This is a genomic window from Parvibaculum sp., assembly GCF_019635935.1.
In the GTDB taxonomy this organism is placed as follows: Bacteria; Pseudomonadota; Alphaproteobacteria; order Parvibaculales; family Parvibaculaceae; genus Parvibaculum.
Genome location: NZ_JAHBYN010000001.1, coordinates 824,313 through 847,782, shown reverse-complemented (window position 1 = coordinate 847,782; position 23,470 = coordinate 824,313). Strand labels below are relative to the sequence as shown.

21 protein-coding genes, 1 other RNA gene and 1 pseudogene are annotated in these 23,470 nt (G+C 62.5%); 14 read left to right on the top strand and 9 right to left on the bottom strand.

All coding sequences use genetic code 11. The annotated features are described in order from the left end of the window. Positions 1 to 52 precede the first annotated feature (52 nt). On the bottom strand, positions 53 to 532 hold the full coding sequence (locus KF719_RS04355; protein ID WP_293507375.1) for a thioesterase family protein: 480 nt from the start codon (positions 530 to 532) through the stop codon (positions 53 to 55). A 119-nt stretch (positions 533 to 651) separates the two neighbouring features. Here KF719_RS04355 and KF719_RS04350 point away from each other — a divergent pair, with 119 nt between their 5' ends. Continuing rightward, positions 652 to 2,046, top strand: a complete 1,395-nt coding sequence (locus KF719_RS04350; protein WP_293510577.1) for an FAD-linked oxidase C-terminal domain-containing protein — start codon at positions 652 to 654, stop codon at positions 2,044 to 2,046. Positions 2,047 to 2,187: 141 nt separating this feature from the next. After that, positions 2,188 to 2,406 carry a CsbD family protein gene (locus KF719_RS04345; protein WP_293507373.1) on the top strand — a complete coding sequence of 73 codons (219 nt, stop codon included), beginning with the start codon at positions 2,188 to 2,190 and terminating at the stop codon, positions 2,404 to 2,406. A 227-nt stretch (positions 2,407 to 2,633) separates the two neighbouring features. Here the strand turns inward: KF719_RS04345 and KF719_RS04340 are convergent, their stop codons facing one another. Together KF719_RS04340 and KF719_RS04335 are read right to left on the bottom strand one after the other, a co-directional pair. Beyond that, a complete protein-coding gene (locus KF719_RS04340) occupies positions 2,634 to 3,473 on the bottom strand; it encodes an efflux RND transporter periplasmic adaptor subunit (protein WP_293507372.1) in 840 nt (279 codons plus the stop codon). A 144-nt stretch (positions 3,474 to 3,617) separates the two neighbouring features. Then, positions 3,618 to 3,842, bottom strand: a complete 225-nt coding sequence (locus KF719_RS04335; protein WP_293507370.1) for a DUF4169 family protein — start codon at positions 3,840 to 3,842, stop codon at positions 3,618 to 3,620. A gap of 132 nt (positions 3,843 to 3,974) precedes the next feature. Between KF719_RS04335 and KF719_RS04330 the strand changes: the two genes are divergently transcribed. Next, positions 3,975 to 7,379 carry an AsmA family protein gene (locus KF719_RS04330; protein ID WP_293507368.1) on the top strand — a complete coding sequence of 1,135 codons (3,405 nt, stop codon included), beginning with the start codon at positions 3,975 to 3,977 and terminating at the stop codon, positions 7,377 to 7,379. A 1-nt stretch (position 7,380) separates the two neighbouring features. Here the strand turns inward: KF719_RS04330 and KF719_RS04325 are convergent, their stop codons facing one another. The 5 genes from KF719_RS04325 to ssrA all read right to left on the bottom strand — a co-directional run bounded on the left by KF719_RS04325 (position 7,381) and on the right by ssrA (position 10,476). Further along, positions 7,381 to 7,617, bottom strand: a complete 237-nt coding sequence (locus KF719_RS04325; RefSeq protein ID WP_293507367.1) for a ribbon-helix-helix domain-containing protein — start codon at positions 7,615 to 7,617, stop codon at positions 7,381 to 7,383. Positions 7,618 to 7,631: 14 nt separating this feature from the next. Then, the gene (gene fumC / locus KF719_RS04320) at positions 7,632 to 9,032 is read right to left on the bottom strand and encodes a class II fumarate hydratase (protein ID WP_293507366.1); all 1,401 of its coding nucleotides are present in this window, start codon (positions 9,030 to 9,032) and stop codon (positions 7,632 to 7,634) included. 81 nt (positions 9,033 to 9,113) lie between these two features. Beyond that, the gene (locus tag KF719_RS04315) at positions 9,114 to 9,473 is read right to left on the bottom strand and encodes a DUF3147 family protein (RefSeq protein WP_363318008.1); all 360 of its coding nucleotides are present in this window, start codon (positions 9,471 to 9,473) and stop codon (positions 9,114 to 9,116) included. Beyond that, positions 9,470 to 9,931, bottom strand: a complete 462-nt coding sequence (locus tag KF719_RS04310) for a ClpXP protease specificity-enhancing factor SspB (RefSeq protein ID WP_293507365.1) — start codon at positions 9,929 to 9,931, stop codon at positions 9,470 to 9,472. Before KF719_RS04310 ends, KF719_RS04315 begins: the two co-directional genes overlap by 4 nt. Before the next feature lie 184 nt (positions 9,932 to 10,115). Beyond that, positions 10,116 to 10,476: a transfer-messenger RNA gene (gene ssrA, locus KF719_RS04305) on the bottom strand. A 57-nt stretch (positions 10,477 to 10,533) separates the two neighbouring features. Between ssrA and KF719_RS04300 the strand changes: the two genes are divergently transcribed. Next, positions 10,534 to 11,136, top strand: a complete 603-nt coding sequence (locus KF719_RS04300; protein WP_293507364.1) for a DUF1287 domain-containing protein — start codon at positions 10,534 to 10,536, stop codon at positions 11,134 to 11,136. 3 nt (positions 11,137 to 11,139) lie between these two features. Here KF719_RS04300 and KF719_RS04295 read toward each other — a convergent pair whose 3' ends face one another. Beyond that, complete coding sequence (locus tag KF719_RS04295; protein ID WP_293507363.1) at positions 11,140 to 12,303, bottom strand: dipeptidase; 1,164 nt, start codon at positions 12,301 to 12,303, stop codon at positions 11,140 to 11,142. A gap of 164 nt (positions 12,304 to 12,467) precedes the next feature. Between KF719_RS04295 and KF719_RS04290 the strand changes: the two are divergent. The 10 genes and pseudogenes from KF719_RS04290 to KF719_RS04245 form a co-directional block, all read left to right on the top strand. After that, a pseudogene (locus KF719_RS04290) lies at positions 12,468 to 12,989 on the top strand (thymidylate synthase); the annotation flags it as partial. Between the two features lie 182 nt (positions 12,990 to 13,171). Continuing rightward, the gene (locus KF719_RS04285; protein ID WP_293507362.1) at positions 13,172 to 14,068 is read left to right on the top strand and encodes a thymidylate synthase; all 897 of its coding nucleotides are present in this window, start codon (positions 13,172 to 13,174) and stop codon (positions 14,066 to 14,068) included. Positions 14,069 to 14,076: 8 nt separating this feature from the next. Next, positions 14,077 to 16,746: a hypothetical protein gene (locus KF719_RS04280; protein WP_293507361.1), complete on the top strand. Its 2,670-nt coding sequence runs from the start codon at positions 14,077 to 14,079 to the stop codon at positions 16,744 to 16,746. Positions 16,747 to 16,751: 5 nt separating this feature from the next. Then, the gene (locus KF719_RS04275) at positions 16,752 to 18,788 is read left to right on the top strand and encodes a hypothetical protein (protein WP_293507360.1); all 2,037 of its coding nucleotides are present in this window, start codon (positions 16,752 to 16,754) and stop codon (positions 18,786 to 18,788) included. After that, positions 18,785 to 19,339: a hypothetical protein gene (locus tag KF719_RS04270; RefSeq protein ID WP_293507359.1), complete on the top strand. Its 555-nt coding sequence runs from the start codon at positions 18,785 to 18,787 to the stop codon at positions 19,337 to 19,339. Before KF719_RS04275 ends, KF719_RS04270 begins: the two co-directional genes overlap by 4 nt. Next, positions 19,336 to 19,638, top strand: coding sequence for a hypothetical protein (locus tag KF719_RS04265; RefSeq protein ID WP_293507358.1), 303 nt, complete (start codon positions 19,336 to 19,338; stop codon positions 19,636 to 19,638). The genes KF719_RS04270 and KF719_RS04265 overlap by 4 nt, the downstream gene beginning before the upstream one ends. An 87-nt stretch (positions 19,639 to 19,725) precedes the next feature. Continuing rightward, positions 19,726 to 21,102 (top strand): site-specific integrase, encoded by a 1,377-nt coding sequence (locus KF719_RS04260; RefSeq protein ID WP_293507357.1) that lies wholly within the window; start codon positions 19,726 to 19,728, stop codon positions 21,100 to 21,102. Positions 21,103 to 21,248: 146 nt separating this feature from the next. Further along, positions 21,249 to 21,509, top strand: a complete 261-nt coding sequence (locus tag KF719_RS04255; RefSeq protein ID WP_293507356.1) for a helix-turn-helix transcriptional regulator — start codon at positions 21,249 to 21,251, stop codon at positions 21,507 to 21,509. Between the two features lie 115 nt (positions 21,510 to 21,624). Continuing rightward, positions 21,625 to 22,733, top strand: a protein-coding gene (locus tag KF719_RS04250) for an IS3 family transposase (protein ID WP_293507354.1) whose coding sequence is annotated in 2 segments (ribosomal slippage) — positions 21,625 to 21,880 and positions 21,880 to 22,733 — 1,110 coding nt in all. Because the reading frame shifts where the segments join, the coding sequence is not laid out codon by codon here. Between the two features lie 340 nt (positions 22,734 to 23,073). Beyond that, positions 23,074 to 23,460, top strand: a complete 387-nt coding sequence (locus KF719_RS04245) for a hypothetical protein (RefSeq protein WP_293507352.1) — start codon at positions 23,074 to 23,076, stop codon at positions 23,458 to 23,460. Positions 23,461 to 23,470: the final 10 nt, after the last annotated feature.

Sequence of the window (23,470 nt, the reverse complement as noted above, 5' to 3'; positions counted from 1 at the left end):
GTCGGCTGGGGTCATGATTCCGGCATTGTAGCAGTTGTTGGCCGGCGATGCCCTACTTCCGCTTGATGCCGATGACCCGCCCTGCCTGTTCCGGGCGCGGCATGCCCTGATGCGCCTTCATCATTTCGGCGATCAGGGCCTGCTGTTCGGGCGGGAAGGGAGAGGCGCGGCGGGACTTCATGTCGACATGGATGCACATCTGTTCCGAGGTCGCGGCCAGATAGCCCTTTTCGGCGTGATACATATGGCCGAAGACATGGATGCGTTTCGCGTCGGCGTCGAGCATCTGATAGGTGACGCGCAAGGGGTCGCCTTCCTTCACCTCGTCCAGATAGCAGACATGCACTTCCGCCGTGAAGCAGGAACCCTCGCCCTTCTGCGTGTAGTCCCAGCCGATACCGAGCGCGGAGAAGGCGACGTCGAGCGACTCGTCGAACACCAGATGGTAATAAGCCATGTTCATATGGCCATTGAGATCGACCCATTGCTTCTCGACCTTGCGGATCGGGCATTCCATCGGCTGTCCGGTCATTGGCGTTCCTGTTTCCCGTCGTTTGTCGTTCTTTTTCAATCGTCATGGCCCGCCTGAAGCGGGCGATGACGAATTGGTGGTATGCTAGACTGACCCTCGCGAAGATCAAGGACAGCGCCATGAGCAAAGCGGCGAAAGACGCGGACGGAAGGGCGGCGGCGCTCGGCGAACTTGCCGCGCTTTTCGGCGCGCGCCTGACGACTGCGGCGGCGGTGCGCGAGGCGCATGGTCGCGACGAGAGCTGGCATCCCGTCGCCGCGCCGGACGCCGTTGCCTTCGCGCAAACGACCGATGAAGTTGCGGCGATCGTCCGCATCTGCGCCGCGCACGGGCTCCCCATCATCCCCTTCGGCGCCGGCACCTCGCTCGAAGGTCATGTCTCGGCGGTGCATGGCGGGTTATCGCTCGATCTCACACAGATGAACCGCATCGTCGAAGTCAACGCGGAAGATCTCGATGTCCGCGTCGAGGCGGGTGTCACGCGCAAAGCCCTCAACGAATATCTCCGCGACACCGGGCTCTTCTTTCCCATCGATCCCGGCGCCGACGCCACCATCGGCGGCATGGTGGCGACTCGGGCGTCCGGCACCAATGCGGTGCGCTACGGCACGATGCGCGACAACGTGCTCGGCCTCACCGCCGTCATGGCCGACGGCTCGGTGGTGCGTACCGGCGGGCGGGCGCGCAAATCCTCGGCCGGCTACGACCTGACGCGGCTGCTGGTCGGCTCGGAAGGCACGCTCGGCATCGTCACCGAGGTGACGCTGCGCCTCTACGGTATCCCGGAAGCGATCCGTTTCGGCGTCGTCCCCTTCGCCACGCTCGAAGGCGCGGTCGATGCCGTCATCGAAACCATCCAGTCGGGACTTCCCATTGCGCGCATCGAAATTCTCGATCCGCTGTCGATCCGCGCCTGCAACGCCTATTCGAAACTTTCGCTCGCCGAAGTGCCGACGCTCTTTGTCGAGTTTCACGGCACCGAGGCCTCCGTCGCCGAGCAGGCCGAACGCTTTGCGGCCATTGCCGGCGAACATGGCGGCGGCGCTTCGGCCTGGGCAGCGAAAGCCGAAGACCGGACGAAGCTCTGGGAAGCGCGGCACAATGCCTATTACGCGGCGCTCGCCTTTCAACCCGGCAAGAAGGGCATGGTGACCGATGTCTGTGTGCCGATCTCGCGTCTCGCTGAAGCGATTTCGGGCACGCTTGCCGATCTCGAAACCTCGTTCCTGCAAGCGCCGATTGTCGGCCATGTCGGCGACGGCAATTTCCACATGCTGCTGCTGATGGACCCCGAAGACCCGCGCGATCTTGCCGAAGCGACACGTATTCACGATCTCATGGTCGCCCGCGCGCTTTCGCTCGGCGGCACCTCGACCGGCGAACACGGCATCGGCGAAGGCAAGATCAAGTTCCTCGAAGCGGAGCATGGGGGAGCCGTCGCCGTCATGCGCGCCATCAAACAGGCGCTCGACCCGCGGAACATCCTCAATCCGGGGAAGATATTCTCCGTATAAGGAATATATTTCGCCGAAATGTGACGAAATTGCCTTATTCCGGCCCTGCTCACGGCATGTTTCTTCTGTCTGGTGACACTCGCGAATTGCGGAGCGGCGTTCAGCCGTCCCGTGCCATTCCTCTCACCACGGAGAAACGACATGGACAAGGACCGCATCAAAGGTACCGCAAAACAAGCCAAGGGCGCCGTCAAGGAAACGGTCGGCAAGATGACCGGCGATGAAAAGCTCGAAGCCGAAGGCAAGGTCGACAAGGCCGAAGGCAAGATTCAGGGCGCCTATGGCGACGCAAAGGACAAGGCGCGCGATGCTGTGAACGACGCCACGGACAAGGTGCGCGACACTGTCGGCGGCAACTGACTTTCGATTGCCGCGCGAGCGTGGGGCCGTCTCTTCCGGGAGGCGGCCCCGCTCCGTTTCGGCGATGGGTCAAAAACCGGGGATTACTTTTTCACGACAGCAAAACGCAGCGTGAAAGTTGCGGGATAAACCCGGGGATAAGTCGCCGCGCACGACGTTCGTGACAGATTTTTGACAGATCGATGACAGCGGCCGCGATTCCACGCTCGATCGAGGGTCGATCCGCCTCACATTTCGTTGCCGTCCGGCGCGAGGCTCACCGTCACCGGCTGTCCGGGGCGCAGCGCTTCGGGCGTCGCGTTCGGCGTTGCCTCAACCATGTAGGCGCGTTTTTCATTCGGGTGGTCGCCGATCTCCGTCGAGACGAAGCGGATCGTGCCGTCGAGTGCGGCGGGGCAGCCGCTGCAGGAAAGTGCCACCCGGTTTCCGATGCGTATGCGGCCGAGATCCGCTTCAGGTAAAAAGAAACGTACCCTGATGTTTTCCGGCGGCAGCAGCATGACGACAGGCTGGCTCGCGGCGGCGAACTCGCCTTCGCGGAGAAGGATGTCTTGCACGAAGGCTGCTGTCGGTGCATGGCCTTCGCGTCGCGCGAGGCGCCATTTCGCCTGATCGTGTGCGGCGGCGGCGGTCAGCATTTGCGCTCCGGCGCGGTCGCGGCGCGCGCGCGAGGTCTCGAGTGCCGTCTGATTCACGCTGCCCCCGGCGTACAGGTCTTCCATGCGTTTCAATTCGCGCTGGGCGTCGTCGAGCGCCGTTTTCGTTTCGGCGAGCTGCGCGGCGGCCTGTTCGGCAGCGTCTGTTTCGGCCGCCATGTCGAGACGAAAGAGCAGGGCGCCTTTTTCGACGCGGTCGCCGCGCGCAACGGCGATCTCCTCGACCGTGCCGCCGTCGATCGGGCCGACGCGCACATATTCGCCTTCGGCATAGCCTTGCCAGACGCCGTCTTCGGCGGCGTCGCATCCGGCGAGAAGGAGCGCGGCCAGGCCCGCAAACAGGAGGGCGCGGCGGCGCGCCAGCGTGTTCATACCGATTGGGAGGGCGATGCTCTGCGCGGCGGGCGTCACGCGAGAACTCTCATGCGCGTGACTTTAACAACGGACTGAAATGCCACTATCTATTATCCTGTATGCCATCGCGCGCCGCGCGGGACGCCTGGGTCAAACTGTTGAGACTATTATGATTTTCGGACCAGCGCCGCCCGGCGGTACTCAGCCGGATTTGTCCGGTTTGTCAGGGTGCGTTTCCCGGCGCGTACCGTCGAGCCGCCGCTCTGTGCGATCCCGTTCGAGCTTGTCACGCTTCTTCTCGGCGCCCGTCCGGCCGAAGCGGACGCGATTGGCCGCAGCCTGTGCCGCCTTCTCCGATTTGGCCGTATCCCGGGCCTTTTTCCGGAAGGTGGAGATTTTGACTATATTTCCGTCGTCCGAATCCATAGTTTGCCCGCAATACGACCGCATCTGGCGGTCTGGCCGCCGCTCATCCCGTGAGTTTAGGCCAAAGGCGGTCGGCATCAAACCGGCGGGGGCAATACAGCGTTTACGCGCCGGGTGCGGCTGGAGACAGTCTTGAATTCGATCCTGACCTATATCGCGGGGATCATCGTCGCGCTTCTGTTTGCCGCGCTGGTCGGACCGAACCTGATCGACTGGAACAAGTTCCGCGGGGATATCGAAGCGCAGGCTTCGTATGCGCTGGGCGCACCGGTTCGCATCGACGGCGACATTCGCCTTCGCATCCTGCCGGCACCTCACATGACGCTCGGCAAGGTCAAGATCGTCAACACGCACAGCGCGGCGCAGTCGGCGCATCTCGCGACCTTCGAGGAAATCGACGCCGAGGTGGCGCTGACGCCACTCATAACCGGCGATATCAGCGTCACCAGTGTCCGTATCGTTCGTCCGCAGATCAATCTCGAAGTGTTTCCGGACGGCACGACCAACTGGACGGCTTTCGAACTTCCCGATGCGACGGTCGAAGATGGCATGTTTTCGCTCGCCTCGATCAGCCTCGAAGCGGCGCAATTCGAGAATGGCGAAATTTCATACGCAAACCGCGAAAACGGGCGGCGCTGGCAGGCCGAACAGGTAGGCGGCGAGGTGATTGCGACATCGCTGGTCGGTCCGCTGCGCGCCGAGATCGAAGCGATCGTGGATGGCGTGCCGCTGGCGCTGCGGCTCGGCCTCGGTGAGTTTGCCGGCGGCAAGGCCTTTCAGGTCACGACGGACATTCAGCTTCGGGACCGGCCCGCGCGGTTCCTGTTTTCCGGCGTCGCGACGGAATTTTCAGCCGCAGCGCGTCTCGACGGCAATGGCCGTCTGGAGATCGGCGGCGACGAGGCGCCGATCCGCATCGATAGCGGGCTCGTTGCCACGGCGCAATCGGCGACGTTCCGCAATCTCGTGCTGTCCGCCGGCGGCACGACGCTGAACGGCGGCGCGCAGGCGCGCTGGGCGGATCGCCCGGTCTTCTCGCTCGAACTCACATCCGAGAATTTCACCGCCGCGCCGCTGCTTGAGCGGCTATTGCCGGCCGGGGGTGCCGGCGGCATGCCGCATTCGTCATTGTTGGCGCTGCCGCTTCCCGGCTGGATCGATGGCGGGGTGCATGTTTCGGTCGCGGCGCTGGCGCTTCCGGGTGCAATCGTCCGCAATGCGGAGTTGACGCTGGCATTGGCGAACGGCGTTCTCGATGTCGAGACGGCGCGCGGCGAGCTTGGCGGGCAGACCGAAATCTCGCTGACGGGACGATTGACCCGCCGCGACGACAAACCGGATTTCGATGGGCGGATCGACGCGCGCAGCGGCAATCTCGCGGCGTTGGCGCATTGGCTCGCCGCCGACAATGGCGAGATCAATGCCCGCCCCGTGCCGCGCGGCGGGCCTTTCTCGGTGCGGGCGCGCTTGCGGGCGACGCCCGATGCGCTCGAGTTTACGGCGCTGACCGCCGATCATGCGCGCGATCTTGCGACACCATCGCTTCGCGGCAGCGTCGGCTACCGGCTCGCCGGCAACCGGCCGCTCATCGATGCGGATTTGCGGGTGACGCGCTTCGACGCGGATCCGTTGCGTGCGCTGCTGGCCGGCAATGACGATCCGCTGAGGTTTCTGGCATCGAACGACATGGCGCTGCGGATGCGCGCCGAAAGCCTCGGCATCTGGAGCGAGGATATTCGCGGCCTGGTCGTCGACGCGGCGCTGACGGGTGGCGCGCTCGATGTGCGGCGGCTCGAGGCCGACGACATCGCCGGTGCCCGGCTGTCGTTTTCAGGACAGTTGAGCGGCGTCACGACGGGACGGCGCGACGACGTGAAGGGAAACTTCACCGGCCATATCGAGGGCGAGCGCTTCGGCGGGCTGCTGGCGCTCGGCAATTTTTCCGTGCCGGATGCCAGCGGGCCGGTGTCGATCGAAGTGACGGGCGCCTCGGGCGAGGCCGCAGACAGTGATTTGCGCGTCGACACGCTGACAATGAAGGGGACCGTGCGCGGCAGCCGTGTCGATGCCGTGCTGAAACGGCGTCATGGGAAAAGTGGCCTTGAAAGCCTCGACATCGTCGCCAATGCGGCCAATGACGAGGGGCGCGTTCTTCTCGAACAGCTTGGGCTCGAACCGCGCGACAGCTTGACGGCCCCGGGCTCGGTCTCGCTGCAGCTCGAAGGCGCCGGCGACAAACCTTACCGGGTCAATTTCCGCGCCAATATCGGCAGCATGACGCTGACGGCCAATGGCCGCGCCACCGATCCGTTCGAGGCGCTGCGTTTCGAGGGCCGGGCCGACATCGCGGCGCCCGGCATTCTCTCCGTGTTTGCGGCTTTCGGTTCACCGGAGCCGCTGACGCGCTGGATCGGCAAGCAGGCATCCGGTCCCGGCTTCGTGTTTTCCTCGGCGGTGACCTGGGACAAGCAAAGTCTCTCCCTTTCCGGCATGGAGAGCGTTGCCGGTAACTTCCGGTTGTCGGGCAATGCTCTGTGGCGCGCCGGCGAGGGGGACAAGCTGCCCTCGCTCACCGGGGCGCTGGAGGGCAATGCGCTCGATCTCACCTCGCTTGTCGGCTCGGAGGATGAGGCCTGGCCCGCTGCGGCGCTCGACTGGTCGATGCTCGGCGCACTCGATGGCGAGATCGATCTCAAGGCGGGCACGGTGCGGCTCGGCAGGCTGGCGGCCGGCGATGTGACGACGCGGCTGTCGCTGTCGCATGGCGTGCTTTCGGCGTCGCCTTTCATCGGCCAGCTTGGCGGCGGGCGGGTGTCGCTCGGCGCCCGGATCGAAGGCGGCAAGGGTGCGCCCGGTATCGGATTGACGGCGCTGATCGAGGATGCGGGCGTCGCCGAAATTTTTCGCGACGCGTTCGGCGCCGTGCCCGGCAAGGGTCGCGCCGAAATCGCCATGCAACTTCAGGCGCAGGGGCGAAGCTGGCTGGCGCTGGTATCCTCGGTGGCGGGCACGGGCGCGATCAAGGCCGTCGGCCTTGCCTTCGCGCCGCTCGATGTCGCGGCTTTCGGCGCGGCGCTCGAAACGCTGCAGGACATCGACGATTTTCCTTCGCTTGTCAGCGATACGCTACAGACCGGCGAGACGGCGGCGCGCGGGCTCGAAGGCGAATTTACGATCGAGGACGGTGTGTTGCGTCTTGCCGACGATGAGCTGGCGCTCGCCGGAGGCACGGCAAAGCTTCTCGCGTTTTATGACCTGCCGCGTCTTGCCGCCGACGCGGAACTGACGATTGTTCCGGAGAAGCCCGACGGCGCGCCGGCGTTCTCGATTGTTGCAACGGGGCGCGGCGGCAAAATCGACGTAAAGAAGCAAATGCTCGATCTGCAGGCGTTCGTTGCCGAGCGGCTGCTGGCGGAGAGTCTGAAGGAAGCGGGCGGCACCACGCGCGAACTACGCGAACTGATGGGCCTGCCGGCGGAAACGCGGGCCGCGCCACCGCCACCGCCACCGCCACGGCGTCCGGCATTCACACAATAGATCAGGTGTTGCAGCTTCCGTCGCTTCGCTTGCGCATGCCGTCAAGCACATAAAGGCGGACGGCGGCCGAGAGCGTGCCCTTGCCGCCGCGGCTCGCGTCGATGCGGCGCACGAGATCGTTGACCGACGTCTTTTCCGAGCAGGCGAGTTCCTTCAGCGCGTCCCAGAAGGGCCGTTCCAGCGAGATGCTGGTGCGATGGCCGGCAATGGTGACGGAGCGCTTGATCTCGTCGGTCATTTTCCGTCGCAGCGTTACTCCGGCGCGATCATCTTTTCGGGCCGGACGATGGCGTCGAATTCGGCTTCGGTCACGTAGCCGCCGCCGACCGCCTCCTCGCGCAAGGTCGTTCCGTTCTTGTGCGCGGTCTTGGCGATCTTCGCGGCGTTGTCGTAGCCGATTTTCGGGGCGAGCGCGGTGACCAGCATCAGCGAGCGTTCGAGCGCCGCCTTGATGTTGTCCTCGCGCGGCTCAATGCCGACGACGCAATTGTCGGTGAAACTCACCGCCGCGTCCGCCATCAGTCGCACCGATTGCAGGAAATTATAGGCCATCACCGGGTTGTAGACGTTCAGTTCGAAATGGCCCTGGCTGCCCGCGAATGTCAGCGCGGCATGGTTGCCGAATATCTGCACGCAGACCTGCGTCAGCGCCTCGCACTGGGTCGGGTTGACCTTGCCCGGCATGATCGAGGAGCCGGGTTCGTTTTCGGGCAGCGCCAGTTCGCCGAGGCCGGAGCGGGGGCCGGAGCCGAGCAGGCGAATGTCATTGGCGATCTTGAAGAGCGAGGCGGCAACGGTGTTGATCGCGCCGTGGCTGAAGACCATCGCGTCATGGGCGGCCAGCGCCTCGAACTTGTTGGGCGCGGTCTTGAACGGCAGATGCGTGATGGCGGCGATCCTGTCGGCAACCTTCTCGGCAAAGCCGACAGGCGCGTTGAGGCCGGTGCCGACGGCCGTGCCGCCCTGCGCCAGCTCCATCAGCTTCGGCAGCGTCTGTTCGATGCGGGCGATGCCGTTTTCGACCTGCGCGGTGTAGCCGGAAAATTCCTGGCCGAGCGTCAGCGGCGTCGCGTCCTGCGTGTGGGTGCGGCCGATCTTGACGATATGGTTCCAGGCTTGCGCCTTGTCGTTGAGCGCGTTGCGCAGCTTCTGCAGCGCGGGCAGCAGGCGGTGGTGAATTTCCTCCGCGCAGGCGACATGCATGGCCGTCGGGTAGGTGTCGTTCGACGACTGGCTCATATTGACGTGGTCGTTCGGATGTACGGGCTTCTTGGAGCCCATTTCGCCGCCCATGATTTCGATGGCGCGGTTCGAAATCACCTCGTTGGCGTTCATGTTGGACTGGGTGCCGGAGCCGGTCTGCCAGACGACGAGGGGGAAATGGTCGTCGAGCTTGCCCTCGATCACTTCCTGTGCGGCCTGCACAACGGCCTTGCCGATGGCGGGGTCGAGGCGGCCGAGTTCCATGTTGGCTTCGGCGGCCGCGCGCTTGACGATGCCCAGCGCGCGGACGACGGGTAGCGGCTGCTTTTCCCAACCGATTTTGAAATTGCCGAGACTGCGCTGCGCCTGTGCGCCCCAATAACGGTCGGCGGCGACATCGATCGGTCCGAAGGTGTCGGTTTCGGTGCGGGTTTTGGGCTTGTCGGCCATCGGGTGCGCTCCAGCAGGCAGGAATTCGATGGGCGCCGGTTTAGCATGGCGGGCAGGGTGCGCCAAGGCGGGCGCGATGTCCTAAAGTTTTACGCCGAAGAACGAGGCAATCCAGATTGCGGCCAGATAGAGCGCGATGGTCATGGCGCAGGCGATGCCGAGCGCCGTCCAGAACTCCATGCCGCCGCGGAGCATCAGCGGCAGGGCCAGAAACATCGGCAGGGTTGGCAAGACATACCAGAAGGTGGCTTCGGCATGCGCGGCGATGCGTTCGGCGTCGCCCGTGTCGTTCCAGAGCCAGATGATCGCGAGAAGAGAGATCAGCGGCAGCGACGCGATCAGCGCGCCCAGCGCCGCGTAGCGCCGGGCAATTTCCGAAACGAGCATGATGATGATGCCGGAGAGCGCCGCCTTGACGATCGGGTAGAGCAGGCCGCTCATTTCTTTCGGAAAGCGTCGAGGCTGACGACTTCGCCGTCGCCTTCGGGCTTGGGCGCCGGTTCGGCGGGCGCGGAGGCTTCGGCGGCGGCCGGCTTTGCCGCGCCGTCGACCTGGAACTGCAGTCCGAACTGGACGCTCGGATCGAAGAAGCCCTGCACCGCCGAAAAAGGAACGACCAGCTTTTCGGGAATCTTGTTGAAGGTGAGGTCGACCGAGAAACGTTCCTCGCTGACTTCGAGATTCCAGAACTGGTGCTGGAGGACGATCGTCATTTCCTCGGGGTATTGCGCCTTGAGCTTCGGCGAAATCTCGACACCGGGCGCGCCTGTGCGGAATGAGATGTAGAAGTGATGCTCGCCCGGCAGGCCCTGGTCGCGGGCGATGCGGAGCGCGCGGCGCACGACGCCTTTCAGCGCTTCCTGCGCCAGCATGTCGTATCGCATCAGGTCTTCGGCCAAAATCAGCTCCCGGTGGCGAGTGAGTCGCACTTTTTATGCAGGACGATTCAAACAGCGATTGGCGGCGAAATCCAGACGAAGCGGCGTTTCGCACCGCGCGGCGCTACAAGATTCCGTGAGTGTGGCCCGCATGACACCGCTCTTAAGGCGGGTCATTCAACCGGGCAGGGCTTGTGCGGATAAAAGTGGGGGTTTCTGTTGCCAGGTACCCCCGAACCCCGCCCTGACCGGCTAAAGCCAGGGACTTGATTTGAAGCTATCGCACTGCATTAAGCAGCGAGACGCGCCTCAGCATAGTTGTCGTTGGCAACTATAAAACGGCCCGATGACGGCGGAACCATGCCGGGCAAAAAAACTGTCTTTACACCCTCGTCGATCCTGTTTCGCCCCCAAGGTCCCTGCCGCGACAGGGAGAATTTGGTGGAGGCGCCGGGTACTGCCCCCGGGTCCGAATGGCTTATTCCACAGTCCGTTTATCGCCATAGCCGAGCGGGAAATCCCACCGGCCCCTCTAATATAGGCGTGAAATTCCTTATTTGAACCTCAATTCCGGCGAAATCGGCGGCGATCCTTCCGGCGGGCAGGATTTGAGAGGAAAACGCATGATTTCGCGCCGTTCCGTGGTTTTGGGGCTGGCCGCGTTGCCGCCGGTGCTGGCGCTGCCGGCGCGGCTTGCGGCGGAGCCTGTGGAGGCGGCTGCGAAGCTTGTCGAGGCGGCGCGGGCGCAGATCGGGGTGACGCTCTTTTATGACGGCGCCTATCGCCGACTTGCCTATCCGGGCGGCGATGTCGAGCCCGAGCGCGGCGTCTGCACGGATGTCGTCGTGCGCGCCTATCGCGCGGCGCTGGGCGCCGACCTGCAACGCCTCGTGCATGAGGACATGGCGGCCAATTTCAGCGCCTATCCGGCCAATTGGGGCCTCACGCGGCCCGACCGCAATATCGACCACCGGCGGGTGCCGAACCTCGCGGCCTATTTCCGGCGGCAGGGCGCGGCGCTGGCGGACGGCGAACCACTCATGTCCGGCGATCTGGTGACGCAGACGATCGGCGGGCGCCTGCCGCATATTTCGGTGGTGTCGGACAGTCGAGTGCGCGGCGCCGGACGCCACTATGTCATCCACAATATCGGCGGCGGCGCGGAATATGCCGATATTCTGACGCGCTTTCCCGTCAACGGGCGGTTCCGCTACCTGCCGGTGTGATGCCTATTCAGCGGGCAGCAATTCGCGGAAGAGGCGAAGCGCGTTGCCGCCCATCACCTTTTCGATTTCCTCTTCGGTGAAATCCGCATCGCGCATGGCGCCGGTCAGCAACGCCAGTTCGGACGTGTCGAAGGCGACCGGCACGGCGCCGTCGTAATCCGAGCCGAGCGCGACGTGATCGACACCGAGCTCGTCGATCGCGTAGCGGATCGCGCGGACGACGCCTTCGGGCGCCGGGTCGCAAATCGCGCTTTTCCAGTAGCCCATGCCGATGAGGCCGCCGGCTTCCGCGACGCGCTTCATCAGCGCATCGTCGATGTTGCGCGGGCTGTTGCAGGCGCCCTTGATGCCGGTATGGGAGATGACGAGGGGCCGCGTCGCGATGTCGAGCACATCCTCAACGACCGCATGCGAGGAATGGGCGACATCGACGATGATGCCGAGGCGTTCCATTTCACGCACGGCTTCCTTGCCGAATTCGGTGAGGCCGCCGGATGAAAGTCCATGCAACGAGCCGCCGAGCTCGTTGTCGAAGAAGTGTTGAAGGCCCATCATCCGGTAGCCGGCGTTGTAGAGCGCCTCTATGTTTTCGAGCTTGCCTTCCAGCGGGTGCGAGCCTTCGGTGGCGAGCAAGCCGCCGACCGGGCGGCTGCCGTCGCGCGCGGCCAGCAACGCGTCGATGTCGGCGACGGTGCGAATGATGCGTAATTCCTCCGGCGCAGCGGCCTCGGCGCGGTGCAGCTTCTCGGCCTGGTAGAGTGCGCGCTCGAAGAGACTGTCCCAGGTGCGCGCCGGCCAGCGCTGCGCCATCGCCAGCAGCGTGATGACGTCGGAGTTTGCATCTGTGCCGGTGTGGCGTTGGCTGCGTGGCACTTTCGTCACCACCGAGAAGACCTGCAGCGTCACGTTGCCGTCGACAAGGCGGGGCAAATCGACATGGCCGCGGTTGGCGCGCTCCAGCGGGTCTCTCGCCCAAAGCAGCGTGTCGGCATGGAGATCGACGACGTTCAGCCGCGCGTGATGGCGGGCGGCCTCCTCGCTCGCTTCGAGGGGGCCGACATCGACCATGCGGTTGATCTGACCCTCGACGAAGCCGGGCAGGGCGGCGAGCGCGGCGATGACGGCCACGACGAGTACCGCGCCGAGACCGAGCAGGATGCGTTTCATGGAATCTCCCTTGCCCCCTGGTGTTTTGCGGCCATTCTGGCGCGGGACGGGCGTCGCGGCCAGATTTTCCACAGATAATCACAGGCTTGTGACGGGATTTGCCGCGCGGTGGCGGGGGCGGCGAGCTTCGGGCTAGAATGGCGGGCCGAATCTCAGGACCAGCGATGAAACAGTATCTCGACCTCATGCGCCTTGCGCGCGACACGGGCGTGACCAAGACCGACCGCACCGGCACGGGCACGCGCAGCATATTCGGCCATCAGATGCGTTTCGATCTCGCCGACGGATTTCCGCTGGTGACGACGAAGAAGCTGCATCTGAAATCGATCGTGCATGAGTTGCTCTGGTTTCTCGCCGGCGACACCAACATCGCTTACCTCAAAGCCAATGGCGTCAGCATCTGGGACGATTGGGCGGACGCGAAGGGCGATCTCGGCCCCGTCTACGGACATCAGTGGCGCTCCTGGCCGGCGCCGGACGGCACAAGGATCGACCAGATCAAGAATCTGCTGGAACAGATTCGCAGCAACCCGGATTCGCGGCGGCTGATCGTTTCGGCGTGGAATGTCGCCGATGTCGATCACATGGCGCTGCCGCCCTGCCATTGCCTGTTCCAGTTCTATGTCGCGGACGGCAAGCTCTCCTGCCAGCTCTACCAGCGTTCGGCCGATATTTTCCTCGGCGTGGGCTTCTTTTCTGGCATAGCGCCCGAAATAAATGAAATAATGTGATGTATTTCATATAGTTATATATTGATATAGCTATTGTCGATGAATGAAAGACATGCTGCGTTCGATTTATGTTCCCCATCAGGGCTATGGTGTCCCATATTTGAGCCCTTTTTTACGCTCAGGTCGGAGAAGTGCGAATGCGGCACCCAGAATATCAGTATCTCGATCTTCTCGAGCATGTGCTTGAACGGGGAGACGAGCGCATCGACCGTACGGGCGTTGGTACGCGCTCGATCTTCGGTGCCATGGTCCGCTTTAACCTAGCGGACGGGACCGCTCCAATCCTTACGACCAAGCGGGTCTACTGGAAGACCGCCGTAAAGGAGATGCTCTGGTTCCTCACCGGTGGTACCAACATTCAGCCGCTGATCCGCGAGAACGTCCGTATCTGGACCGACTGGCCGCTTGCCGCTTATCGACGCGAGACGGGCGAGAACGTCTCCCAAGATGAGTTCGAGCGGCGAATCCTCGATGACGATGCTTTTGCCGCCCGCTGGGGTGAGCTCGGACCCGTGTACGGGAGGCAGTGGCGGCGGTGGTTGGGCGCTGATGGTCGCGAATACGACCAGATCGCGGATCTCATTCGGACGGTTCGTGAGAACCCCGCGAGTCGCCGCATGCTTTTCCATGGCTGGAACGTCGCCGATCTCGGCGCGATGGCGCTGCCACCGTGCCACATGGTTTACCAGTACCATGTGACGTCCGACGGGCGGCTCAATTGCCTATTGTTTCAGAGATCGGTCGATCTTCTGCTTGGGGCTGCATTCAATTACGTCGGGGCTGCCGCTCTCCAACTTATGCTCGCTCAGCAGGCCAACCTGCGCCCCGGGGAGTTGATTTGGGTTGGCGGCGACATCCACCTGTACCTCAACCATCTTGATCAGGCGCGCGAGCAACTCGCACGCGAGCCGCGCCCATTCCCTCGGATGAGGCTCACCCGTCACGCGGCGAGCATCGACGACTATCGGATTGAGGATTTCGAGGTGGAGGGCTACTCGCCTCACTCCGCGATCAAGGCCGACGTCGCGATCTAGGATTGGATATGGCGACTAGGACCAAATCCCCTGCAGCCGTCGGCAGCGTGCGCGGCAAGTTGAGCGAGGGGCGGCTACGCGCGTTGATCGACCGTGATCGCGCCACCAATGCCATTGTCACCTCTCGCCGAAACAAGATCAGCCGCACCCATTATGCAAAGCTGCTCGACTGCACCCAGAGCGCGCTGACCCGGTTTGGCCCCGTATTTGCTGAATATGAGCGCGAACTTGGCATTGCGACCGGGCCCCTGCGCCACCTCTCAGCGATGCGCGAGTGGCTCACCGCTGCCTATGACGCCCGCGAACTCGGGATTCGCAATGGCAAACTGGATCGTACCGTCTTTCAGACATACTTCGGGCTGCGCGGCGGCACTTTCATGGTGCGTCACGCTGCCATTCGCGCCCTGTTCGATGAGTTCGACGCCCGCGTGGAGCACGAAGGCTATCTGCCGCTCGTGAAACAGGAGGAACTCGATCGTATCCGGGCGGCCTTGGCCGGCCGGCCGACGCTCAACAAGGACCGGATGACCCTCAATCTGAGTGAGCTTGCGAAGGTGACCCAAGTCCCGAATATCAGGTTCCGAGACAAGCCATTCGCCGATGCTATTGCCGCGCGCCAAGCAGAGATCATGGCCGAAGTCGAGGCGAGCAAAATCGATCCGTTCTTACACGGACGCGTTTTTCATTTCAGTGACCTGGCGCCGATCTGGCCCACACGCTTCCTCGAACGCGTCGGCATCCGTTTCAAGCAGGTCGCGGTCGGATGGGCGGAAGCGAAAGGCCCCTACCTGCAGCTCTTCAAAGCGCTCAAGTGGATAGGTTTGAGCTCGAACCCGCACTGTCGCGCTGTCGTCGCCGAAGCGACCGGGCGCGGTCGGGTGCTGACGGCTGGCGAGTGGGAGGACGCGCTTTTTGCCTACCGCGAACACCTGGTCACGGGCATCGCGGCCGGTGGCACCGCAGACAGGGCGATCGACAGTGCGATCGCTCAGCTCCGCACAATGCTCGACGGCCTTTCCTCCGGACGTGTGGTGCCAGCCACGTCGACGCCGCTACCCGGCGTCAAATACGGCCGGTATCGCAACAAACACCGGCCGAGCGTCGCCGAAGCGGGACCTGTCGATCGAAACAGGGCCGAGGCCGACTACGTAGCTTTCGCCCGGGATCGTTACTTGGAAGTGTGCAGGGGCTCGGGCACCGACCTCGGCATGGAGGAATCGGACCAGTTCATCAACGGGCTCGCCATCGAGATCGGCGCTTCGCGAGATTTACCCGCCGATCCCGTCGCAGCAATCCGCCTCGTCCTGGAGCGACGTCTAAATGTTCTCCGCACATGCGCGACAGCCATCGTCGACGCGGCCGTCGAAGTGCATCAGCGCGGGCGCGAGCTCCTCTCCCTTGCTCAGATCGACGGAGCCAGATTCGAGGCCGATTACATCGGAGGCGCCCTCACCAATTACGAACGGTACCAGCTTGTCCGCAGCTTTTTCCCGAACCCCACGGAAGCGGCCGATGGTCAGGTGCAGCAAGGTATCGCCAATCTGCTGAGTCTCATCATCCAGCGACATCGCGGAATTCCGCCGCGCGGCGGCGCGAATGTCGGTGCCTATGGGCAGTTTTTTTCCAAGCGTTACCTTGAGTATGGCGGCGTGCAGACCATAGTGCCAATGCTACACCCCGATCCGGAGACGGTCGGCGCTATCCTCACCTTGTACCTCATCGAGAGCGGAGCGAATGTGAGTGTCGGTCGCACGCTTGACCGCGAGTGCATCGAGTCCAGCGACCTAAAGGGGTATCGTCGTATCACCGGGTATAAGGCACGGGCGCAAGGCAAGCCGATCATAGTCGACCTGCCGGACACCTCGCCTGCCGTCCGCGCCATTGAGTGGTTATTGTCGGCTGGCGGACGGCTGCAAGCGTGCGCGGCCTCTGACGACACCGACAGATTGTTCCTCATGCGGATTGGCAAGCGTGTGCAGTTGATGACTTCGCACTGGTACACATACTGGTTCAAAAGTTTCGTTGCATCCACGCCGGGCTTGGAAGCTATCAGCCTCGTCCCCAGCATGATCCGGCCGAGCGTACTCCTGCATGCCGCACTCGGAGACGACGGACGGCTCGCCGCTGGTATGGCCATAGGCCAGCATGGTCTCGTTGTGTCACAAGGTTATCAGCAGAAGTGGCCGACCAGGCTCCTGTACGACGAGAACATCCGACGCTTCCAGGAAGCCTTCGAGACGCTCGTCATGTCCGGCATCGAGGATGCAGCGTCAAAGCTCGGCATCACCGTTGAGCAGTTCGAGGCGCGGTTGGGCCATCTGCGCGCAACGGGGCTCGGCACCTTCTGTATGGATCAGCGCGGCCGTCCAGGAGAGCATGGTGAGACGTGCTCGACGCTCGATTGCTGGAACGATTGCCCGAACCTGCTCATCGTGGCCGAGATCGAGGCCATCGCCACCCTGCAGCTCTGGCAAAGATCGCTGCGAGCCTTTCAGCCCGAATGGGAACGCGACCGTCCCGAACGGTGGGACGAAATTTGGCTTCCGTGGCTTTGCCTCACCGACGTCGTCGAGGAGAAAATGGTGCGCGGACCCATGATCAGAATATGGAAGAATGCGCAACGACGGGCTGACGAGATATCCGCGCTGCCCGGCTACGTAGCGCCCCGGCCTTGGTGATCCGCATGATTCGTCAGCCTTCCATCACGTTTCAGGGCGCCCCGCCGGCTTCCTCCGGTATTGATGAGCAACGTCGCGCGCCTTGGCTGCATAACGCCTACTCCGAATCGGTGTGGAGGGTCTCTGATACCCGCGATCTCAAGAGGACGGCGACGATCGATTTCCGCTTCAGGTTGGCCGACGGTCGACTCTTGGTGGATGCAGACCGGCTCTGCGCGACGATCAAGGAATATGCTTGGTGGCTGCGCGACCCCCGGTTCAGTCGCATCGACGACGCATACACCCACGCGTCTATGGTGAGGAATCTGATGAACCTCGCCCATGCGCTCACCATCCGCAACATTTGGTCATTTGCGCACCTCCAGCCATATGATGTTGAGCAATTGATCGAGGAATGCCGCTACGGTGCCGATGCGGTCCTCCGTGCCTCGGAACGACTCGAAGTGTATTTACGTGAGCTTTCGGAGGCGAACGCCGCTAATTCCACGCCTTTCGGCGGGCTTCCACGGTATGTCATCTCTTCATCAGGAGCGAGGACGACAAACATTCATTCGAGTCTGGTCTTGGCCGCATGCAACCTGCCCTCCAACGCCAAAGTGCTGCCGCGCGTTGCTATACTTATCGCCCGGGCGGCCAAAGCCAACGGGTTGAAGACGCGCAGTCATGCAAACAATCTCAAGCCGCTGCCAAACGTGTCAGTCCAATCGATGCAGCGGTGGCTGGACCCACTCGAGCAGCTTCACGCCATGCGACGCCGCATCGCGGCGGAGGCGATCTCGTTCAAGCCCTTTCCGCGTGGCGCGGCGCGAGTCGCGGTCGTGAAGGGCGTAGGAGTCGCGCGCACACCGATCCCGCCACCGATGCTCGCGCTCCACCTCCTTGAGCATTCCGCCCGCTGGATCTTCGATCGCGGTCAGATGCTGAGGATCTGCTCAGGAGATCGATCTGACGTTTTTCACATGACGGCCGCCTGCTGGATCGTTATCGCCGCATTCACCGCGCGTCGCGACGAGGAGATCGACGACTTGCGGGACGGTTGCCTTCGTGGCGATGAACAATCCGGCTGGTGGCTGAACGTCTATATCGAGAAGACATTACAGAGGAAGGAGTGGATTCCGGTACCGAGTCTGGTGGCACGGGCAGTCGAGGTCATGATGGCCATCAGTACGGCGGCGCGGAGTGAGACTGGTACCGACCATTTGTTCCAGTGGCTGCGCCCTGATGGTGAAACGATGCGCCTCGATGTTGGCCGGTACCTGGACGAATTTGCTGCGGCCGTGAAGGTCCCGCTCCATCGTCCGCGCGGCGGCCCGGCAGTAGCATGGCACTGGCATCCCCACCAGTTTCGGCGCTTCTTCGCCGTCCTGTACTTCTATCGCTTCGAGGGGGCAACGATCGAGGCGTTGTCGCACCACCTTCGGCACTTCAGTTTGGAGATGACGAAGCGCTACGTAACTCAGGATCCCGAAGTCGCCGCGCTTTGGACCGACGTCGAATGGGACTACACGGGCCACGTCGCTCGGTCCATTGCCGCTGGAGAACGGTCGGTGTCTGGCGCGGCGGGCGAGCGCCTGAAGAAGACCGCTCAGCGTCTCGTCGACATGTTTCGGAGGAAACTCCAGATTGCCTCCCCCGAACGTGTCGGTGCCAGCCTCGCGCTCATTATGCAGCGGCAGGGTCTGGTTCTGACGCCGAAACCTTGGGTCACATGCTCCTGCCCCAGAACGCGCGATGCGGCTACTTCGGCGGCATGCCGTCGACAGTGGCCGGACGCGGATGCGGTCGGACCCGATTTCGCGCGTGCCGGTCCCTCGGTCTGCTCGATCTGCCCGCATGCCGTGACGGAAGGCGCACGCCAGCCCTTCGTCAACGCCGAGGTGCTCCACCTTGAGGCCGCATCCGCGTCCAAGCCGCGCGCTGGCACTCTGTTCGGTGCACTCGAAGAAGCGCGAATGGTCGAGCTGCGGCAAGTGCGGGACGCTAGATACGATAACGCAAGCCCGATCCAGAGGGCAGCGCACGATGAGGAGGAAAAGGGATGACCGGCCCACATTCCACGGTCACCGACCTCGTCGCCGAAGCCGGGTTGAAACGCCAAACCGTGGAACAGCGGATTGAACGAAGACTCGAGGTCCTGCGCGAATGGCTGCGCGAGGGTATACCTGCCGGCAAGGTTATTCCAAAGAGCTTGAAGGCCGCGCGTGTGTGGGATGATGTCGAACTTGGCATCCTGCCCATCGTCTCGCCCAACGAGTTCACGACGACTCATACTCTGCATGGCAGCCTGGTGCGCGACGTCGCCGGTCTCCTTACCGCCCTGAAGAACCGGTTCGGGAAATCCAAGGGACAGTCGACGTTGGTCCCGGTCGCGACAACGACGAAGTTCGATCGCAAGGCCTTTGACAGACAGCTTGAGGCGGCAGTGTCGCAGTGGCATTCCGAACGCGATCAGCGGCTACATGAGAAGAAGCGCGCCGATGCCGCAGAGATACGAAGCATCATGTTGCTTGAGGAGAATAAGCAGAAGGATGAGCTCATTGCGGATCTCCGTCGCCAGCTTGCGACGCACAAGGGGTTGAAGGTGGTGGAATGAGGTTCGCCGACATTGAGAACATATGGACGGTGGATCTATCGACACTGTCCAACCCCGATCGCGGCCGCGTGTACTTCGAACGCGCCAAGCAGGTCGTTGCCGAGGCGCTCGCCAATCCGGTGGAGCGAGAGCGGGCGGTGGACGGCAAGCGGTTTCGACGCAACTACCTTGTTGAGAAGATCGGCTCCCAACCCGCCGTTACCACTCAAAATCCGAAGATCAAGCTACTTCTTGCCGACACGGATCGCATGCTTAGCCAGGACGTGAACCAGGCGGCCGTAGCCAGTCCGCCGAGATGAGTGACCTTCCGCGTCCTAATAGAAGCGCCTCGATGCCGTGTTGTCGTGCAGGCCGCCGCGAAATGCTCGTTTACGAGGAGAGTGAGCATGGCTGAACCGGATCCTTCACTCGGTCTCATCGTCCGCACCAACGCGAGCTGCAAGATCAAGGGGCAGTCCTGGGCCGATGTTCCGACGCTGGTCTGGCCCGATGGCATCGACGAGGCCGCCTCCGACTGGTTCCGTACCGTTGTGGTCGACTACGGCGTGGCCGCCAGCAGCGCGCGGGAGTATGCCAAGGTCATTCGACCGTTTCTACGCTTCTGCCGGCAGCGCGGCAGGACCTGGCAGTCGGTGGACGACGAATTCCTGATAGCATGGCGCGAGCACCTGCGCCGCGCCCAGAGGGTCTCCATCGGCCGCGTGAACATGTCACTGAAGACGATCTTCGCCTTCTACCGCTGGGCCGAGGAGAACAGGCGGATCCGGTTCCAGGTTGGCATCTACGCCGAGGACGAACTCCCCGCTCAGATGGCGCATGTCGTGTTTCCAATCAGCGCCAAGCGCGGCTATACCAAAGGACGGCTCGGTCGCGTCTACGGTAGTTGGACGACACCGCTGACGCTCAGCGAGCCGAGCCAGAGTGCTCATGTCCGCCATACGCCGACGGAAGAGGAAATCCGCGACCTGCACGAGGTCGCGGTCGAGCGCCTGCACGGTGAGCGGGACTCACTAATGTTCTCGTGGGCCGAGGAGGCGGGGCCACGTCGCGCAGAGTTCATGCGCGTGGGCAAGTCGCACATGCCCACAAGCGACCAGCTTGCCGACTTGATTGAGCGGGACGAACCTTGGACCGTCGTGGTCGAGCGCAAAGGTGGCAGGTCGAAGCCTCTACACGTCCCACCAGACCTACTCATCCGCACGCTCGACTATATACAGTTCGGACGCCGTGACATCGTTTCGCATTGCCTCAAGACCTTCGTAGGCTATCGCGAGCCAGACGAGATATTCCTGTCCAGTACCACTGGAATGCCCCTGCATCTCGACAGTGTGACCTCGATTGGTCGCCAAACGTTCAGGAAGGCGGGAGTTGCGCGCGCCAGCATCCATCGCCTCCGCGCCCGGTACGCGGTACGCACCATTGAGACGTTGGTAGACGCAATCTTCGACGACGGAATGGTCGGTTCGGAGTCGAGTTGGATCGAGACAATTCTCGTCAAGGCGGCCGAGATGATGGGCCATTCGAGTTCAACGTCGCTTCGGCCCTATCTGACCTACGTGCTCAATCGTCGCATTCGCATTTCCGACGCAGCCAAGGCGGAAAAATTGGCGACCCGACTGCGCCAACTTGAGCTGCATGAGAACACGCTCGTGCGACGTCTCGAACATCACAAAGTTCTACAAAAAGCTGCGCGCCATCTAAAGGCAGGTCGGACGGCTGAAGCATCAGCAATCCTAAGAGAAATAGCCGATCAACTGTATTGACGCTGCGGGACGGCTTTTTGCGGGAGCCCTACTGGATGAAACTCGGAGCTCAGATCAGCGTCTCAATAGTGCAGAAATTAACTGGACGACAAAAGGTAGGACTAAAGTCCGTGGTTTAATCAGTCTCTCCTTGTGAAGTTCGGGTTATGCATGCCCGGTCACTGGTTGCCAGAAATCTCAGAAAACTTAGAGTCCGTCGTGGGCTTTCCCAGGAGGCATTGGCGGTAGACGCACAAGTTGATCGGACTTATGTCAGTCGAGTCGAGCGTGGTTTGGAGAATCCGACCGTCGCGGTATTGGAAAGATTGGCTATCGCTCTGGATATTGAGATTGTTCGGTTTTTTGAAAAACCGAAAGCAGGAGAGCGCGAACCGGAGACGCTCAAGGGCGGCAGAAAGCGGCGTTAGCTTCTACCGCCCGTGCGGTAAATGTTGATATCAGCTTGACCTGCTCCCCGGAAACTGGACCGTTTGAAGCTGGAAAATTCTAATTTACCGTTCCTGGCCGAGCGGAGGATTTTCCATGAAGAAGACGAAGTTCAGCGAGCAGCAGATAGCGTTCGTTTTGCGCCAGGTAGAGGAAGGGACGACGGTCGGGGAGGTCTGCCGGAAGGCGGGGATTTCCGAAGCGACCTATTACAACTGGCGCAAGAAGTATGGCGGTCTGATGCCATCGGAGATGAAGCGCCTGAAGCAGCTTGAGGAGGAGAACCAGCGGCTGAAGAAGCTGGTGGCTGACCTCTCTCTGGACAAGGAGATGCTGCAGGACGTCATCCGCCGAAAAATCTGAGGCCTGCCCGGAAGCGGCGGCTGGTCGACCATGTTCGATCGGTCTGGCAGGTCAGCATACGCCGCGCATGCCAGGCGGTGCCCGTTGACCGGTCGACCTATCACTACCGGTCGAAGCGTGACGACCCGACGGCACTCAAGCAGCGGATCAGGGAGATCGCGGAGACGCGGGTGCGGTATGGTTATCGCCGCATCCATGTTCTCCTTCAGCGGGAAGGATGGCAGGTCAATGCAAAGCGTGTCTGCCGGCTCTATCGCGAGATGGGCCTGCAATTGCGGAACAAGTCTCCCAAGAGACGGGTCAAGGCGAAGCTGCGGGAGGGGCGCTCTCCGGCACAAGAGCCCAACCAGGTCTGGGCAATGGACTTCGTCCACGACCAGCTCTTTGACGGGAAGAAGATCCGTGTGCTCACGGTCGTCGATACCTTCACGCGGTTCTCGCCGGCGATCGATGTGCGCTTTAGCTACAAGGGGGCAGATGTGGTCGACACGCTTGAGCGTGCGGCACGACAAGCGGGTTACCCGAAGACGATCCGCCTCGACAATGGCCCGGAGTTCATCTCTCGCGAGCTCGATCTGTGGGCCTTCATGCGGGGCGTCACGCTCGACTTCTCACGGCCAGGCAAACCGACGGACAATGCCTTCATCGAAAGCCTCAATGGCAAGTTCCGGGCGGAGTGCCTGAACGCCAACTGGTTCCTGAGCCTCGACGAAGCGCGATCAAAATGCGAGGCTTGGCGTAGAGACTACAACGAGGTCCGACCGCACAGTGCGATCGGAAACGAAGTGCCGATCAGGCTTCATCTTCCGGCCGGCAACCCCGGCCAGCCTGCCGTCAGATGAAGCCGGAATTTACCAGCCCGGCCGGTCCAAGGTTGGGGGCAAGTTCAATGATCAACAGACTCTACTTCCGACTGGATGAAACTTGGGGCTCAGGTCAAGTATCGGACGATGTATCGGCAGGTGAGGTGGACATGAGTCTTGCCTCCCGCCGCCCCGCCCAACCCGACTTCGGCCCTACGCCGAGGCCCTATTATACGGCCTTAACTGAAGAGGCACTCTTAGCCCAAACCCTCGGGCCGGAATGAGCGAAACGCTCAACATCCCGGAACTCGCCTTTGAGACTCTCGATGGTCGATTACGGAATCTTGCCATCACTGCGCTTCATCCATAGGATCACCGCATGACGCGCCGCCAATCCCCGCTGAAATCTGTCTTGACGGTGCTGTGCATCGTCTTGATGGCCACTTTTTCAGCGGCGTCCACCGTGCAGGCCTTGCACGAACTGGAGCATCAGTGGGACGCGGCGGACGAACACGATCATCATCCGGTCAATCAGCTTGATGCCGCCTTCGACGGGAGCATCGACAAGGCGTCTCTGGATGGCACGGCAGGCCCCGAACATCATCATCACGGGGACGGGCAACCGAATTTGCCCCTCTGGGCCAGCGCCGGCATATGCATTGACCGGAACAAGGACAGGCTGGCCGTTGCGCCGGATCAGGCCCGTTCCGGTATGCCTGTCCACGGCCCCGAACGTCCTCCCAAACAACTCTCAGCCAGCGTTTGATCGCCCGCAT